The organism is Burkholderia sp. BCC1208, from assembly GCF_902833095.1.
Taxonomy (GTDB): Bacteria; Pseudomonadota; Gammaproteobacteria; order Burkholderiales; family Burkholderiaceae; genus Burkholderia.
Window position 1 is genome coordinate 565,979 of sequence record NZ_CADFDY010000003.1, and the last position, 16,339, is coordinate 582,317.

General features: G+C 65.4%; 10 protein-coding genes. 8 read left to right on the top strand and 2 right to left on the bottom strand.

Going from position 1 to position 16,339, the window contains the following annotated elements; all coding sequences use genetic code 11:
* Positions 1 to 2,193: 2,193 nt before the first annotated feature.
* Positions 2,194 to 2,514: a hypothetical protein gene (locus tag HWX09_RS10135; RefSeq protein ID WP_027786274.1), complete on the top strand. Its 321-nt coding sequence runs from the start codon at positions 2,194 to 2,196 to the stop codon at positions 2,512 to 2,514.
* Between the two features lie 162 nt (positions 2,515 to 2,676).
* On the opposite strand, the gene gcvA is transcribed toward HWX09_RS10135, so the two are convergent.
* Complete coding sequence (gene gcvA / locus HWX09_RS10140) at positions 2,677 to 3,582, bottom strand: transcriptional regulator GcvA (RefSeq protein WP_027786273.1); 906 nt, start codon at positions 3,580 to 3,582, stop codon at positions 2,677 to 2,679.
* Between the two features lie 141 nt (positions 3,583 to 3,723).
* On the opposite strand from gcvA, the gene HWX09_RS10145 reads away from it, so the two are divergent.
* The 3 genes from HWX09_RS10145 (at position 3,724) to HWX09_RS10155 (ending at position 7,518) form a co-directional block, all read left to right on the top strand.
* Positions 3,724 to 5,022 (top strand): adenylosuccinate synthase, encoded by a 1,299-nt coding sequence (locus HWX09_RS10145; RefSeq protein ID WP_027786272.1) that lies wholly within the window; start codon positions 3,724 to 3,726, stop codon positions 5,020 to 5,022.
* A gap of 298 nt (positions 5,023 to 5,320) precedes the next feature.
* Entirely contained in the window at positions 5,321 to 6,271 is a 951-nt protein-coding gene (locus HWX09_RS10150) for a LysR family transcriptional regulator (protein ID WP_027786271.1), read from the top strand.
* 275 nt (positions 6,272 to 6,546) lie between these two features.
* Positions 6,547 to 7,518 (top strand): sulfonate ABC transporter substrate-binding protein, encoded by a 972-nt coding sequence (locus tag HWX09_RS10155; RefSeq protein ID WP_027786270.1) that lies wholly within the window; start codon positions 6,547 to 6,549, stop codon positions 7,516 to 7,518.
* Between the two features lie 60 nt (positions 7,519 to 7,578).
* Here the strand turns inward: HWX09_RS10155 and HWX09_RS10160 are convergent, their stop codons facing one another.
* A complete protein-coding gene (locus tag HWX09_RS10160; protein WP_227789476.1) occupies positions 7,579 to 8,433 on the bottom strand; it encodes an AraC family transcriptional regulator in 855 nt (284 codons plus the stop codon).
* Between the two features lie 722 nt (positions 8,434 to 9,155).
* On the opposite strand from HWX09_RS10160, the gene HWX09_RS10165 reads away from it, so the two are divergent.
* The 4 genes from HWX09_RS10165 to HWX09_RS10180 all read left to right on the top strand — a co-directional run bounded on the left by HWX09_RS10165 (position 9,156) and on the right by HWX09_RS10180 (position 16,233).
* A complete protein-coding gene (locus tag HWX09_RS10165; protein WP_027786268.1) occupies positions 9,156 to 10,049 on the top strand; it encodes a LysR family transcriptional regulator in 894 nt (297 codons plus the stop codon).
* A gap of 203 nt (positions 10,050 to 10,252) precedes the next feature.
* A complete protein-coding gene (locus HWX09_RS10170) occupies positions 10,253 to 11,491 on the top strand; it encodes an efflux RND transporter periplasmic adaptor subunit (RefSeq protein WP_027786267.1) in 1,239 nt (412 codons plus the stop codon).
* A 15-nt stretch (positions 11,492 to 11,506) separates the two neighbouring features.
* Entirely contained in the window at positions 11,507 to 14,698 is a 3,192-nt protein-coding gene (locus tag HWX09_RS10175) for an efflux RND transporter permease subunit (protein ID WP_027786266.1), read from the top strand.
* A gap of 2 nt (positions 14,699 to 14,700) precedes the next feature.
* Positions 14,701 to 16,233 (top strand): efflux transporter outer membrane subunit, encoded by a 1,533-nt coding sequence (locus tag HWX09_RS10180; protein WP_027786265.1) that lies wholly within the window; start codon positions 14,701 to 14,703, stop codon positions 16,231 to 16,233.
* The last annotated feature ends 106 nt before the right edge of the window (positions 16,234 to 16,339 follow it).

Here is a 16,339-nt window from a genome sequence, read left to right on the forward strand (position 1 = left end):
CATGGGGGCAAATGAGCGGAATCGAGATCGCCGGCAGGATTCGTGGTGCCCTGCAACACGACCGAGGTTTTCTCCCATAACTTGCTACCTTCGTCGATTCCCATAGATGGGTCCCTGTCAGTATCGGAGACACTCTTGCTTTCCGTCCTCAAGGTGGAAATCGCTCCCATAAATGGCAACCATTCGTTTTCCCCATAAAAGGTAACCTGTCCACGGCCTTGGCCCTGTCTATGGGAAAGCTTCATGGGACGCCGAAGCGATGAGCAGAGAATTGACAGAAATAGCCTCCCATAAATGGATACCTGAGAGACTCCCCATAACCGGCTACCCGAGAAAAATCGCTGTGCACACATTCGACTACCGATCGAGAAAAGCACCCCATAAAAGGCTACCTTCATGTGTTCCCATAGACGGCTACCCAACGCGAATTGCGGTCGATTTCCCATAACAGGATACGTTCGCCCCATATCCACAACCCCGATTCCCCACAGCGCGGTACCCCAACCCCCAAATCCACAGACCTGAAACCCCAGACCCTTCCACCTGTGCTCCCATAAATGGGTACCGAACACCGCTCAAACCCTTGGCACACAAGGCTGCGAGCCGTCTAAAAGTAGTTAAAGAAGTAAACGTGGTTTACCAAAGATGTAAACACACGTGTGCTTGCACAGAAAGACGAACCCCATAAACCGCTACCAATGGGAGCCATCTGTGGGATGCCATGCGCCCAGAACGCTCGACTCAGGCTGACTTGCCCTGTGTTTGGGACCCTCTGCCTGGACAACATCAGGCCTGACAAGGCAACCCGAAGAGGTAAGTGCCCACTCACAAACACCGAAACGTAGAAACTTATGGGAAGAAATCCCTGGATTCAACGTAGAGGTTCCCGTTTATGGGACCCAAAACTCTGCCCAGTGCCCTCTCGGCACCCGTGATTGACCAGCGGAACGAATCCCGTCGATTTCCCCCCACAGCGGTTCGAAATCATCCTGGACCCGTTTCAAGTGGTTTTTTGTACTCGCGCTGCGTCGTCTGGGGACAAGTTTTTGTCGATCGCCTGTGACGCGGCTCGCCAAATTTAGCCTGTGGACTGTGCCGGACGGGATCCGCGCCTGGCTGTTTTTCATCCCCACGACCCGTCCGTTTTTCTACCTTTGGAGCCTCGCCCGGGAAGTCATGCTGGCCCGTCGCCGGCAACGAGAGACTCAGACCTCGCCCGAAAACGAACCGGGTGCGCCGAAATGCCACCGCATGGAGGGGGCCCCGGGACGATCTCGACGGGCTGCATCGAGATCGCTGCAAGCCAACGTGAAGATGTTGTTGTTGCCGAAGCTCACCGTAATCGAATTCCACGATGCTCCCGTACATGCTCACCTTCCCAAAAATCCGGAATCCCGTAAAAGCTCACCGATCAGGCGTAGCACACAGGTATCAGCAAGCTGTGTAGATTGCCGGCCAGCCTGTCGACACAACACATCATCGATCGAAGCAAACAAGAAACGATCGGCATCCATGTGTGGCGCCCGATGCGTCGGCAAGCTCGGTCGCATGGATGGACAGGCCTTCGCGGGCATCTGCGCACCCTCTAGACGAGTGCTGCTCGTCCATGATGGGTTTCGGCCCATTCGTGTAATCAATCGCGCGACGTCTTCACTGCTCGCGCAGCCTTCGCCTTTTTCGTCAGACCTTGCCAGTCGACAACAAGCCCAGCCTCCACAGCTAGCCTTCTGCATCACGAGGTGGCAACGGTTGCCGCACGAGCGTCACAGCACGACGCAACGACGCAACGTAATCGACTTGATCGCCGTCGAAGCGAATCGTGGCCGTTTATGGGAGGAACCGTCGTTCGAGTCGCGTCGAACGACGACGTGACGCACGGATCGACTGCTGCTGCGGTGATCGTGCAAGCACGTCGATACTCATGTCGCGCATGAGCGTGTCGATATCACCACCAGTGAAACAGCCGTCGGTGCCGCGCGTCGCAACGTGTCCAACGATTCCCGTCATCGAACGCACGGACCACGTTGTCTCCCATACGTGTATCCCCAATTCCGTCAGCACGTTGGCGCCACATTTTTTGCGACACGGTTATGATGCTCAGGTCCTGATCGCGACATGACGACTGATCAGGGCAGGGGCGGTATCTCGATGGTTTTTCAAACCGTGATGGTCATCCAAAAAGAGAGTTCAGCGATGCGAATCCAGATCAGAAAACTCACGCTGGCTGCTACTGCAGCCGCTTTCCTGTTCGGCTCGGCCGTTCCGGCATTTGCGCAGACCGACGCCGCCAGCACATCGGCTGCACCGGCAGCACAGGACGCCAAGGCCGCGAAGAGCCAAGCGCGCAAGGCGGCCCGGGCCAAACGCAAGGCCGAGCACAAGGCTGCGCGTGCGAAGAACACCGCCGAGCTGAAGAAACTCGAAGACGCCGGTTACAAGCCGGCGGCCAATGATCCGAACTATCCGCAGAACCTGCAAAACGCGGAGAAGAAGGCCGGCGCAGCAAGCCAGTAAGTCGGCAAGCGTCCGTCCGGCGGCAAGCCGCGGTTCGTCCGCGGCTTGCCGCGTGCGTTGCGATCGCGCGATGTACGAAGGCAAGCAGGTTCCGCACGCTTATCCAATTTGATTCGGAATCCTGCGTGTCGCGAAGATGCACGACACGCATGCAGGCGGCGGTCAGCGCCGCCCACCCGCCGCAGTTGCGCTTCCCGTTGCCTTCAGCCAGTCCTTGAACGCGCGTACGGTGTCGTCATCCGCCCGCGCCGACGCCACATACGTGAAGTAGCGCCACGGCGGTAGCGCCGGTTCGCTGAACGGCTGAACGAGCCGGCCTTCCGCGATGTCGTCGGCCACGAGCGCGATCGGTCCCATTGCGACACCGAGACCGTCGAGCGCGCCTTGCAGCGTCAGGTAGAAATGCTCGAGCGTGAGCGAGTGCCGCGGGACGAGATTCGGGTGCCCGGCCGCGGCGAGCCATTCCGGCCACATGCCCGGATAGGTTGCCGCGTGCAGCAGCGTGAAGCCGGCGAGATCGGCGGGCGTATCCAGCGACCGGCCCTCCAGCAGCTTCGGCGCACATACCGGCAGCCGGACTTCGGACAGGAATTCTTCCGCGACGTATCCATCGATGGCCTGCGGGCCGCCGCGAACGATCAGGTCGACCTTGTCGCGCAGCTTTTCGATCGGCTCGTTCGACGTCGACAGCCGCACCTCGATGGCCGGATGCGCCACCTGGAACGACGACAGCTTCGGGACGAGCCAGCGCAGCGAGAACGTCGCGGGCGCGCTGACGCGCAGCACGCGCTGCTGTGCGTGGCCGAAGTGCTGCGCGGTGGCGAGTGCGATTCGGTCGAACGAAGCGCCGACCTCGGCGAGGTACGCGCGCCCGGCCGCGGTCAGTTCGACGCGGCGGTTGTGGCGTTCGAACAGCGGCCGTCCGAGCCATGCTTCCAGTTGCTGTACATGCCGGCTGATCGCGCCGTGCGTGACGCACAGCTCGTCGGCGGCCAGCGTGAAGCTGCCGAGCCGCGCGGCGGCTTCGAACGCGCGCAGCGAATTCAACGGAGGGAGTCGTCGGGCCATTGCATCGTTTCGCGTGAAATTTACTCACACGATGGTTCAGGTTTAATCGTTTGATCGGGTGATCCGACTCCGCCAATATGGCACACAAACGGCCGACTTGGGCCGAACCAGTGTCTGAATTTCTCACATGGAGTACGGAGCATGCCGAACGTGGTGGTAGTGGGCGCCCAATGGGGTGACGAAGGCAAGGGGCGCGTCGTGGACTGGCTGGCGGCACAGGCCGATCTCGTCGCACGCTACAACGGCGGCCACAACGCGGGTCACACGCTGATCGTCGGCGGCCGCACGTACAAGCTCGCGCTGCTGCCGAGCGGCGTCGTGCGCGGCAAGCGCGGCGTGATCGGCAACGGCGTGGCGCTCGACCCGGAAGCGCTGCTCGCGGAAATCGGGCGGATGGCCGAGCTCGGGTTGTCGGTTACGCCGGACAACCTGTCGATCGCGGAGAACGCGACGCTGGTGCTGCCGATTCACCGCGCGATCGACCAGGCGCAGGAGCGTTTGCGCCGCGAACCCATCGGCACCACGCTGCGCGGGATCGGGCCGGCCTACGAGGACAAGGTCGGGCGTCGCGGGCTGCGCGTCGGCGATCTCGCGGAACCGGGCGGGCTCGCGGCCAAACTCGACGTGCTCGTCGACCATCACGACGCGTGGTTCCGCGGACTGGGGCTCGACGAGTACGATCGCGACGCGATGCTGGCGACGCTGCTGGCGCTTGCACCGAAGATCCTGCCGTTCGTGCGTCCCGTCTGGGCCGACCTCAACGACGCGACCGATCGCGGCGAGCGCATTCTGTTCGAGGGTTCGCAGGCCGTGATGCTGGACATCGACTGGGGCACGTATCCGTTCGTGACGTCGTCGGGCACCGTGGCATCGGCCGCGGCGGCCGGCACCGGGCTCGGTGCAGCGAAGCTCGGCCACGTACTGGGTGTCACGAAGGCGTATGCGACGCGGGTCGGCGGCGGCCCGTTCCTCACGGAGCTGACCGACGCCACCGGCGAAACGCTGCGTGCGCGCGGACAGGAGTTCGGCGTCAACACCGGCCGCCCGCGCCGCTGCGGATGGCTCGATGCCGCGCAACTGCGTCAGGCGGTCAGGGTCTCGGGCATCGATTCGCTGGCGCTCACCAAGCTCGACGTGCTCGACGGCTTCGAGTCGATCGCGCTGTGCGTCGGTTACGAATTAGACGGCGTGCGTGTCGACCATCTGCCCGCGAGCCTCGATGCGCAGTCGCGCGCGAAGCCGCTCTACGAACGCTTCGAAGGCTGGCAAGGCTCCGTGAAGGGCGTGCGCGAGCGTGCGGCGCTGCCCCGGGCCGCGCAGGATTTCATCGCGCGCATCGAAGCCGTGGCGGGCGTGCCCGTCTCGATGATCACGACCGGCGCGGAGCGCGACGATACGATCGTGTTGCGCAATCCGTTCGATGCGGCGGGCGCCGCGTAACGCGCGAGACGCGAAGGGCGTCGATCGACGAAGGAATCATGGTCGGCGGGTAGTTTTTGCCGACCGCGGCGTTGGCCTGTCGGCACCTTCGATACGCATGTACGTCCGGCCCGGATGCCGCGCGGCGAGCGGCTCGGCAGCACGATCCGGCATCCGGAGCGTGCCGCATACGGCGAACTGGACACGCCTGCAACGCTGCTGTACTGTTCCGCACAATTCGCGCCAGACCGGCGTGTGCCGGCGCCGCCGGCATCCTGGCGGCACGGTGGCGCGACGTGACAATCCCGGGGACAGGTCGATGGACACGTTACAGATGATGCGCATTTTCGTCCGGGTCGCGGAGGAGGGCAGCTTCACGAGCGCGGCCCAGCGCTTGGACATCACGACGGCCTACGCGTCGCGTTCGGTCGCGCAACTCGAAACGCATCTGCGCACGCGCCTGCTCAACCGCAGCACGCGCCGCATCGCGCTGACCGACGCCGGGCAGCGCTATCTCGACCGCTGCCAGCGTATCCTCGGCTATATCGACGAAGCGGAAGCCGAGGCGGCCGATGCACAGGCGAAGCCGTCCGGACGGCTGCACGTTCACGCGACGACGAGCTTCGGCCAGTCTTACGTGGTGCCCGCCGTCGTGCGCTACCGTGAGCGTTATCCGTCGGTCGCGGTCGAGCTAACGCTGTCGCAGCATGTGCCCGACATCATCGACGAAGGCTACGACGTGTCGCTGCAGTTGAGCACGACGGAGCTGCCCGATTCCGGGTTGGTATCGCAGCGGCTCGGCGACGTGGGCAGCGTGTTGTGCGCGTCGCCTGCCTACCTGAAGACGCGCGGCACGCCGCGCACGGTGAGCGATCTCGCCGGGCATGCGTGCCTGCAGATCGTCACGCCGCTCTTTCCGCGCGACCGCTGGCATCTCGACGGTCCGAACGGCCGCGAAACGTTCGAACTGCCGGTGCCCGATTTCCAGGTGAATATCGCCGATGCGCTCGGCGCCGCGTTACGCGCGGGGCTCGGGATCGGCTCGCTGCCGATATCGGCTGCGCTGCCCGCGCTCGCGAGCGGCGCACTGGTGCGCGTGCTGCCCGATTACCGGTTGCAGAAGCTGACGGTCTATACGTTGTATGCGTCGCGTCAGTATCTCGATGCGAAGATCCGCACGTTCGTCGATTTCCTGCGGGAATGCGTGCCCGAGCTGCTGGCCGCCGACGAGGCCGCGTTGAACGCTTGCTGCGCGTCCCCTCGCTCCTGATTCACGCAAGGTCGGTATCGTAAGTACCGTGCACTGTCTTCCGGCTCAATATAAGTAATTCGGAATCCTTTATTAAAGGAAACTGACGAATGCATGTGCATCGACCGGGCCGGACGACGATGCCCGTGCCACCGGCGTGTCCTTATGAAAACGCTTGCTTTTGATATCGAACATCATTGGTTCGGCGTGCGGCGGCCGCCTTTTAGAATCGGTTCGACCTGCTTCATCGCATGCGCGCCCTCCGTTCGCGCCCACTTCATCGAACCCGAAACGACATGGCAGATCAATACTTCAGAACCCGCCGCCGGCTGCTTCATGCCGGCCTGGCGATCGCGGCAGGCACCGCCGCCCACCCGGGCCTTGCGCTGGCCGGCGCGGCCAGCACGCGTACGTTGCGCATCGGTTATCAGAAAGGGCCGCTCAGCCTGCTGAAGGCGCGCGGCACGCTGCAGGGCAAGCTCGCGACACTCGGCGTGAACGTCACGTGGACCGAATTCCCGTCGGGCCCGCCGCAACTCGAGGCGCTGAACGCGGGATCGATCGATTTCGGCGATGTCGGCGAAGCGCCGCCGATCTTCGCGCTCGCGGCCGGCGCGCCGCTCGTCTACTACGCGCAGACGCCGGCCGGTCCGGCAGCCGAAGCCGTGATCGTCCCGAACGATTCACCGGTCAAGACCTTTGCCGACCTGCGCGGCAAGCGCATCGCGCTGGTGAAGGGATCGAATACGCACTTTCTGCTTGTCAGGCTGCTGCAGGCCGCGAAGCTCGGCTATACCGACGTCACGCCGGTCTGGCTGTCGCCGTCCGATGCGCGGGCCGCATTCGAGAACCGCTCGGTCGACGCGTGGATCATCTGGGATCCGTTTCTCGCGGTGGTCCAGCAGGCATTCGGCGCGCGCATCGTCGCGGACGGCACGGGGCTCGTCGAGAACCGCAGCTACTACTTTGCGTCGCGCACGTATGCGCAGCGCAATGCCGACGTGCTCGACGCGGTCGTGTCGGAACTGGCGACGGTCCAGCGCTGGCTCGATACGAATCGCGCGCAGGGCGCGGCCGAATTCTCGAAGCTGTGGGGGATTCCGGAGCCGGCCGTGGCGCTCGCGTTTCGCCGCGCACGCTTCGGTGTCGAGCCCGTCACCCGCGACACGCTCGCGTACCAGCAGCGCATCGCGGACGTGTTCCATCAGGCCGGCATCCTGCCGAAACGCGTCGACGTCAGCCTGGCTGCACCGCCCTCGCTCGCGTGAAGGTGTCGCCGGCCCCACGATGGGGTTCGCGATGAGCAGCGAACCCGCCGCGATATCCGTTCATGGTGCGACGCGCGACAGCGGTACCGCTTCGCCGCGCAGTCTCGCGACGTCGCGGCCCGGCGCGTCGCCGAACAGCCGCGCGTATTCGCGGCTGAACTGCGACGCGCTCACATAGCCGACGCTTCGGCCCGCCTGTCGCGCATCCATCGCCGACAGGCACATCAGGCGGCGCGCCTCCTGCAGCCGCAGCACCTTCTGGCATTGCAACGGACTCATCGACGTGACCGCACGGAAGTGATGGTGGAAAGTCGACGGGCTCATCTCCGCCTGTCGCGCAAGCGAGTCGACCGCCATCGGATCGAGGTAGTGGTCGCGAATCCATGCGACGGCGCGCGAGATGCGCTGGGTCGTCGAACCGGCGTCGCCGATCTGCGCGACGCGCGCGCCCGACGGGCCGCGCATCAGCCGGATGAGGATTTCGTCGACGATCAGCGGGGCGAGCAGGTCGAGGTCGTCGGGTTGTGCGATCAGTTGCATCAGCCGCGCGACGGCGTCGACGATTTCGGGCGTCGCGTCGAGTGTGTCGAGCGCGCCGTAGTCGGCGGCTTTCGGCAGTCCGTGCGGAAAGACAACCGGCGTGAGCGCCGCAATGCGGCGCGGATCGAGTTCGAGTTGCGCGTAGAGGAAGGGCTCGGCCGGGCTCGCGCGCGTCACGCGTCCGGTCACGGGCAGGTCGGCGGTGGCGACCAGCATCCGCGATGCGTCGATCGTGTAGGTAGCGTCGCCGACCCGCATCGACTTCGCGCCCTGCCCGACGATACTCAGGCACGCGTGATGCACGCCGTGGTTCCACTGTGGCGGCGGCGCGGAAGCGCGCGCGATGCGCATGCCGCGCAGCGGGAGGTCGAACATGCCGTCGTGCGGCGCGTACGCGGCGATCAGCGCCGCGAGCCGGGCCGCGGATGGCCGGGTTCGCGACCGGGCATCGTGATCCGGCGGGTTGCGCGGTTGTGGCGGCGTTCGAGCGTCGATTTCCATGTTGCGTAAGCGGCTGGCGGAGTGGGCGATGCAATGCGCGCGGCGGCGATTCGCTGTCGAGGTGCACGCACGGCGGTCACATCGTACGGCGAGTTGCGTGTGCGGGATTGCCTAAACCTGTCCGAAATTAGCCCGATCATCCGGACCTGCACGGTCGGCGAGCGCGTCGTCCATCGTTGCACGGTGTGCAGCGCACAAATTCGGAAATTAAGGCAAAACAATCGCAGGATCGGGCAAGCCATTTTCCGGCGGTTTCCCTACCATTGCACCTGCTGAAGGAAATGCGATTCAGCGCGCCCGGATGATGCGGGCAACACCGTCCGCGTGATGCGCGGACGCCGCTGGCCATGCCGCGTGCGTCGCCGCCGCGAATCGCCGGAAAAGACTCAGGACTGCTATTGAACGATCGTGCATCGGGCTTGCCGAGGCCGGTTTGCGTCCGTTGCAAGCCGGCTCGTGCGTGTCGCACGCGTGCCGACCGGCCCGGCTGAGCCCGCGTCGGTGCCGCCGCATTGGCCGTGCCGATGCGGGCCGGCCGCGGCGCGGCGTCGGGTGCAGGCATACGGGCAGTCGTCCGCGCAGGGAAATCCGGACAAATGGACCAACTTCAATCGATTCGGGCATTCGTGACGGTGGCACGAGAGGGCGGGTTTCGCCGGGCGGCGACGCGGTTGCGCGTGTCGACTGCGATGGCGAGCCGGCTGGTCGATGCGCTCGAGATGCGACTCGGTGCGCGGCTGCTTCAACGCAGCACGAGTCACCAGTCGCTGACGGAAATCGGCGAGCTGTATCTCGCGCGCGTCGAGCGGATTCTCGGTGCGATCGACGAGATCGACGGTCGTTTCGTCGCGATGGGCTGCAAGCCGGAAGGCGTATTGCGCGTGGCCGCGCCGGTCGCGTTCGGGCTCAGCCAGTTGAGCGCGCTGCTCGATCGCTTCGTGCACCGGTTTCCGGACGTGCGGCCGACCGTAACGCTGACCGATGCCCACGTCGACCTGACCGCCGAGGACATCGACGTCGCGTTCCTGACGGATGGCATGCCGGTGTCCGGCGCCCACGCGCTGCATACGCTGGCCGCATACGAGTCCGTGCGGGTCGCGGCGCCGGGTTACGTCGCCGCGCACGGCGGCGCGGCTGCGTCGGGCGACTGGCCGGACATTGCGACCGTGCGGCTGGAGCTGCCGGCGGCCGACGACGACCACGCGGCCCGGATTCGATCCGGCGCGACGCCCGGCAATACGGGCGTCGGCCATCTCGAGATGGCGCGGCGGCTGGCCGTGGCCGGCATGGGCGCGGCGGTGCTGCCCGCGTATCTCGTCGACGCCGATCTGGCGGCCGGCACGCTGGTGCGCGTTGCACCTGTCCACCCGCTCGCGCCCGTCACGCTGAAGCTCGCGCATGCGCGTGCCGCGCGTCTGCCGGCCGCCGCGCGCGCGTTCGTCGAATTCGTCGGCGCCGCGTTCCGGCCCACGAACCAGCGGTCTGGCTGAACCCACGGCAACGCGAGCCCACGGGCTCGCCGTTCTTTTTCGGAAGCAGTTCGGTGCACGAACGCTTCGCAGGGTGCAACGCACACCCGTAACACACGTCCGCATCCGCGGTGGACAGGAAGCTGCAAGTCCGCCGCGCGTCAGGGCCATGAGGAGATCTGGTGATTCCCATTGAAGGTCGTCTAATTGTGAGAGGTCGCTCCATGCGCGTCGAACGGGTTCCATACCGCTTAATCACTGCCGCAACGGCTGCCGTTTTCCTGGCCGCGTGCGGCAAGAAAGAATCGGCACCGTCGCCGCAAACGCCGGAAGTCGGCGTCGTCACCGTGCAGCCGCAAGCCGTGCCGGCGGTAACCGAACTGCCGGGCCGCACCAGTGCTTTCCTCGTGGCGCAAGTGCGCGCACGGGTCGACGGCATCGTGCTGCGCCGTGAATTCACCGAAGGCACCGACGTCAAGGCCGGCCAGCGCCTCTACAAGATCGATCCGGCGCCGTACATCGCCGCGCTGAACAGCGCGAAGGCGACGCTCGCGAAGGCGCAGGCGAACCTCGTCACGCAGAACGCGCTGGTCGCGCGCTACAAGGTGCTGGTTGCCGCGAACGCGGTCAGCAAGCAGGACTACGACAACGCGGTCGCCACGCAAGGCCAGGCCGCGGCGGACGTCGCGGCCGGCAAGGCGGCGGTCGATACCGCGCAGATCAATCTCGGCTATACGGATGTCGTGTCGCCGATCAGCGGCCGCGTCGGCATCTCGCAGGTGACGCCGGGCGCATACGTGCAGGCGAGCCAGGCGACGCTGATGTCGACGGTGCAGCAGCTCGACCCGGTGTACGTCGACCTTACGCAGTCGAGCCTCGAAGGGCTGAAGCTGCGTCAGGACGTGCAGAGCGGCCGTCTGAAGACGAGCGGCCCGGGCGCGGCGAAGGTGTCGCTGATCCTGGAAGACGGCAAGACCTATTCGGAGTCGGGCAAGCTGCAGTTCTCGGACGTGACGGTCGACCAGACCACCGGCTCGGTGACGATCCGCGCGGTCTTCCCGAACCCGGGCCGCGTGCTGCTGCCGGGGATGTTCGTGCGCGCACGGATCGAGGAAGGCGTGAACGAGAACGCGTTCCTGGTGCCGCAGATCGGCGTCACGCACGACCAGAAGGGGCAGGCGGTCGCACTGGTCGTGACCGCGGCCAACAAGGTCGAGATGCGTCCGTTGACGACGACCGGCACATACGGCCAGAACTGGATCGTCGAAGGCGGTCTGCAGGCGGGCGATCACGTGATCGTGCAGGGCGTCGACAAGGTGCGCCCGGGCGCGACCGTGAAGACCGTGGCCGCGCAGCTCGCCCCCGCGGCGGACGCCGCATCCGCCGCAGCGGCAAGCGCCGCGCCGACGAGTACCGCGGCCCATGCCGCAGCGAGTTCGGCCGCCGAGTCGAGCGCGCAATAACCGGGAGTCCGTTTCATGGCCAAGTTCTTTATCGATCGCCCGATCTTCGCGTGGGTGATCGCGATCGTGCTGATGCTGGCCGGCGTCGCATCGATCTTCAAGATGCCGATCGCGCAGTATCCGACGATCGCACCGCCGACGATCCAGATCCAGGCGAACTATCCGGGCGCTTCCGCGAAGACGGTGGAAGACACGGTGACGCAGGTGATCGAGCAGCAGATGAGCGGGCTCGACAATTTCCTGTACATGTCGTCGACGAGCGACGATTCGGGCAACGCGACGATCACGCTGACCTTTTCGCCGGGCACGAATCCGGACGTCGCGCAGGTGCAGGTGCAGAACAAGCTGTCGCTCGCGACGCCGAACCTGCCGCAGGTCGTGCAGCAGCTCGGCATGCAGGTCACGAAGTCGAGCAGCAACTGGCTGATGTGGTTCGCGTTCAACTCCGAGGACGGCCGGATGTCGAAGGAGGACCTGACGAACTACGTGGCGTCGCACGTGCTCGATCCGCTGAGCCGTGTCAACGGCGTCGGCCAGACGCTGCTGCTCGGTTCGCAGTTCTCGATGCGGATCTGGCTCGACCCCGTCAAGCTGACCAACTACAGCCTCACGCCGACCGACGTGACGGCCGCGATCACGCAGCAGAACGTGCAGATCGCGGGCGGCCAGATCGGCGGTACGCCGGCGAAGCCGGGCACCGTGCTGCAGGCGACGATCACCGAATCGACGCTGTTGCGCACGCCCGAGCAGTTCGGCAACATCCTGCTGAAGGTCAACCAGGACGGCTCGCAGGTTCGCCTGAAGGACGTCGGCCGCGCGGCGCTCGGTTCGGAGAACTACACGTTCGACACGAAGTACATGGGGCAGCCGACGGCCGGCTTGGGCATCCAGCTTGCGACCGGCGCGAACGCGCTCGCGACCGCGAACGCGCTGCGGGCCAAGATCGACGAGTTGTCGAAGTATTTCCCGCATGGTCTCGTCGTGCACTACCCGTACGACACGACGCCGTTCGTGCGCCTGTCGATCGAGGAAGTGGTCAAGACGCTGATCGAGGGCATCGTGCTCGTGTTCCTCGTGATGTATCTGTTCCTGCAGAACCTGCGGGCGACGATCATTCCGACGATCGCGGTGCCGGTCGTGCTGCTCGGCACGTTCGCGATCATGGGCCTCGTCGGGTTCTCGATCAACACGCTGTCGATGTTCGGCCTCGTGCTCGCGATCGGCCTGCTGGTCGACGATGCGATCGTGGTGGTCGAGAACGTCGAACGCGTGATGGCGGAGGAGGGGCTGTCGCCGAAGGAAGCGACCCGCAAGGCGATGAGCCAGATCACCGGGGCACTCGTCGGCGTGGCGCTCGTGCTGTCGGCGGTGTTCGTGCCGGTGGCGTTCTCCGGCGGCTCGGTCGGCGCGATCTATCGTCAGTTCTCGCTGACGATCGTGTCGGCGATGGTGCTGTCGGTGCTGGTCGCGTTGATTCTGACGCCGGCCCTGTGCGCGACGATCCTGAAGCCGGTCGAGAAGGGGCATCACGAAGAGAAGAAGGGCTTCTTCGGCTGGTTCAACCGGACCTTCGATCGCAGCCGCGATCGTTACACGGGCGGCGTGAATCATGTGATCCGGCGCTCGGGCCGCTGGCTCGTGATCTACCTCGTCGTGTTCATCGCGGTCGGTGTGATGTTCGCGCGCCTGCCGAAGTCGTTCCTGCCCGACGAGGACCAGGGCTACATGTTCATGATCGTGCAGACGCCGTCCGGCTCCACGCAGGAAACGACCGGCAAGACGCTCGACAACATCAACACGTACCTGACGACCGCCGAGAAGGATGTGGTCGACTCGGTGTTCACGGTCAACGGCTTCAGCTTCGCGGGCCGCGGCCAGAACGCGGGTCTCGTGTTCGTGAAGCTGAAGCCGTACGAGCATCGCCAGCGTTCGGACCAGAAGGTGCAGGCGCTGATCGGCCGGACCTTCGCGCACTACTCGCAGTACAAGGACGCGATGGTGATTCCGTTCAACCCGCCGTCGATTCCCGAACTCGGCACGGCCGCCGGCTTCGACTTCGAGCTGACGGACAACGCCGGTCTCGGCCACGACGCGCTGATGGCCGCACGCGGCCAGTTGCTCGGGATGGCTTCGAAGGATCCGGCGCTCGCACTGGTGCGCCCGAACGGCCTGAACGATACGCCGCAGTACAAGGTCGACATCGACCGCGAGAAGGCGAACGCGCTCGGCGTGACGGCCGCGGCGATCGACCAGACGTTCTCGATCGCGTGGGCATCGCAGTACGTGAACAACTTCCTCGATACCGACGGCCGGATCAAGAAGGTGTACGTACAGTCGGACGCGCCGTTCCGGATGACGCCGGAAGACATGAACATCTGGTACGTGCGCAACAGCTCGGGTGGGATGGTGCCGTTCAGCGCGTTCGCGACCGGCCACTGGATCTATGGTTCGCCGAAGCTCGAGCGTTACAACGGCGTATCGTCGATCGAGATCCAGGGGCAGGCCGCGGAAGGCAAGTCGACCGGCCAGGCGATGGCCGCGATGGAAGCGCTCGCGAGCAAGCTGCCGGAAGGCATCGGCTATTCGTGGACGGGGCTGTCGTTCCAGGAAATCCAGTCCGGTTCGCAGGCGCCGGTCCTGTACGCGATCTCGATCCTCGTCGTGTTCCTGTGTCTCGCGGCGCTGTATGAAAGCTGGTCGATCCCGTTCTCGGTGATCATGGTCGTGCCGCTCGGCGTGGTCGGCGCGCTGCTCGCGACGATGCTGCGCGGCCTCGAGAACGACGTGTTCTTCCAGGTCGGCCTGTTGACGACGGTGGGCTTGTCCGCGAAGAACGCGATCCTGATCGTCGAGTTCGCGCGCGAGCTTCAGGCGGGCGGGAACATGGGGCCGGTGCGTGCGGCGATCGAGGCGGCGCGCCTGCGGCTGCGCCCGATCCTGATGACGTCGCTCGCGTTCATGCTGGGCGTGCTGCCGCTCGCGATCAGCAACGGCGCGGGCTCGGCGAGCCAGCACGCGATCGGCACGGGCGTGATCGGCGGGATGATCACGGCGACGTTCCTCGCCATTTTCATGATCCCGATGTTCTTCGTGCGGGTGCGCGCGATCTTCAGCGGCGAGACGGAAAACGTCGACGATGCATGGCGTCTCGTGCAGGGCGATCTGCAGCGCGGTCGCGACGACGCACACGATTCGAAGGGGCAGTAACGATGCAAAAACACGCTTTGAACGCAACCGCGGTCGCACTGTCTGCCGCGCTGTTTGCCACGGGCTGCACGATGGCGCCGCATTACGAGCGGCCCGACGCACCCGTCGCGCAGGCGTACCCGGCCGGCGGCGTCTACGCGACGCAGCCGGGCGCGGCCGGCGCGCGCAGCGCGAATGGCCAGGCGGCGACCGCCATCGGCTGGCGCGAATTCTTCGTCGATCCGCGCCTGCAGCGGCTGATCGAGATCGCGCTGAAGAACAACCGCGACCTGCGCGTGTCGGTGCTGAACATCGAGGCGGCGCGCGCGCAGTACCAGATCACGCGCGCGGGGCTGTTCCCGACGCTCGACGCGGTGGGTACCGGCAATCGTCAGCGTTTGCCTAATTCTCTGACGGTAGTGCCGGGACGGAACATCACGACGACCTACAACGTCGGGCTGTCCGCGTCATGGGAACTCGACCTGTTCGGCCGCGTGCAGAGCCTGAAGGATCAGGCGCTCGCGCAGTACCTGTCGACGTCGTACGCGCGGCAGGCGTCGGAGATCTCGCTGGTGTCGCAGGTGGCGGATCAATACCTGACGCTGCTGTCGACCGACGATCTGCTGAAGGTCACGGAAGACACGCTGAAATCCGCACAGGCGTCGTACGACCTGACCAAGCTGCAGTTCGACAACGGCACGGGCTCCGAGCTCGAGCTGCGTCAGGCGCAGACGGTGGTCGAGACGGCGCTGGCGAACCAGCAGGCACAGGCCCGTGCTCGCGCACAGGCGCTGAATGCGCTGGTGCTGCTGATCGGCGAGCCGCTGCCGGACGATCTGCCGCCGGGCATGCCGCTCGACGCGCAGAACCTGCTGACGGACGTGCCGCCTGGCCTGCCGTCGGATCTGCTCGCGCGTCGTCCTGACGTGATGCAGGCCGAGCAGACGCTGCTGGCCGCGAACGCGAACATCGGCGCGGCCCGCGCGGCGTTCTTCCCGAAGATCTCGTTGACCGCGGCATTCGGCACCGCGAGCCCGACGCTGGGCGGCCTGTTCAAGGCCGGCACGGCGGCGTGGTCGTTCGCGCCGAATATCGCGCTGCCGATCTTCGAAGGTGGGCAGAACATCGCGAACCTCGATCTCGCGCACGTGCAGAAGCGCATCGAGATCGCGAACTACGAGAAGGCGATCCAGTCGGCGTTCCGCGAAGTGTCGGACGGCCTCGCCGCACGCGGCACGTACGACCAGCAGATTGCGGCGCTGGAGCGCAACGAGCACGCGCAGCAGCGTCGCTTCGACCTGTCGGACCTGCGTTACAAGAACGGTGTCGACAGCTACCTGTCGGTGCTGACCGCGCAGACGGATCTGTACTCGGCGCAGCAGTCGCTGATCAGCGCGCGTCTGGCACGCTGGACGAACCTGGTCGACCTGTACCGCGCCCTGGGAGGCGGCTGGATCCAGCGCGCAGGCGAAGCGCCGCGCGCGCCGGATGCACCGGTCGACTATGACAAGGCGGCTGCTCCGGCGCCCGCGTCGTCAACTGCGACGAACGGGTAAGCATGGAGAAAGGCGGGCGCGGTTTGCCGCGTTTGCGTTTCGAACCGGCTGTATGTGAAAACGAAAACGCCACGGACGCAACTCCGTGGCGTTTTCTTTCGTACCG

What these genes read in the sequence shown, in the direction of transcription:
- HWX09_RS10135 (WP_027786274.1), top strand. Translation starts at nt 2,194, where the DNA reads ATGCGAATCCAGATCAGAAAACTCACGCTGGCTGCTACTGCAGCCGCT.
- gcvA (WP_027786273.1), bottom strand. Translation starts at nt 3,582, where the DNA reads ATGGCCCGACGACTCCCTCCGTTGAATTCGCTGCGCGCGTTCGAAGCC.
- HWX09_RS10145 (WP_027786272.1), top strand. Translation starts at nt 3,724, where the DNA reads ATGCCGAACGTGGTGGTAGTGGGCGCCCAATGGGGTGACGAAGGCAAG.
- HWX09_RS10150 (WP_027786271.1), top strand. Translation starts at nt 5,321, where the DNA reads ATGGACACGTTACAGATGATGCGCATTTTCGTCCGGGTCGCGGAGGAG.
- HWX09_RS10155 (WP_027786270.1), top strand. Translation starts at nt 6,547, where the DNA reads ATGGCAGATCAATACTTCAGAACCCGCCGCCGGCTGCTTCATGCCGGC.
- HWX09_RS10160 (WP_227789476.1), bottom strand. Translation starts at nt 8,433, where the DNA reads ATGTTCGACCTCCCGCTGCGCGGCATGCGCATCGCGCGCGCTTCCGCG.
- HWX09_RS10165 (WP_027786268.1), top strand. Translation starts at nt 9,156, where the DNA reads ATGGACCAACTTCAATCGATTCGGGCATTCGTGACGGTGGCACGAGAG.
- HWX09_RS10170 (WP_027786267.1), top strand. Translation starts at nt 10,253, where the DNA reads ATGCGCGTCGAACGGGTTCCATACCGCTTAATCACTGCCGCAACGGCT.
- HWX09_RS10175 (WP_027786266.1), top strand. Translation starts at nt 11,507, where the DNA reads ATGGCCAAGTTCTTTATCGATCGCCCGATCTTCGCGTGGGTGATCGCG.
- HWX09_RS10180 (WP_027786265.1), top strand. Translation starts at nt 14,701, where the DNA reads ATGCAAAAACACGCTTTGAACGCAACCGCGGTCGCACTGTCTGCCGCG.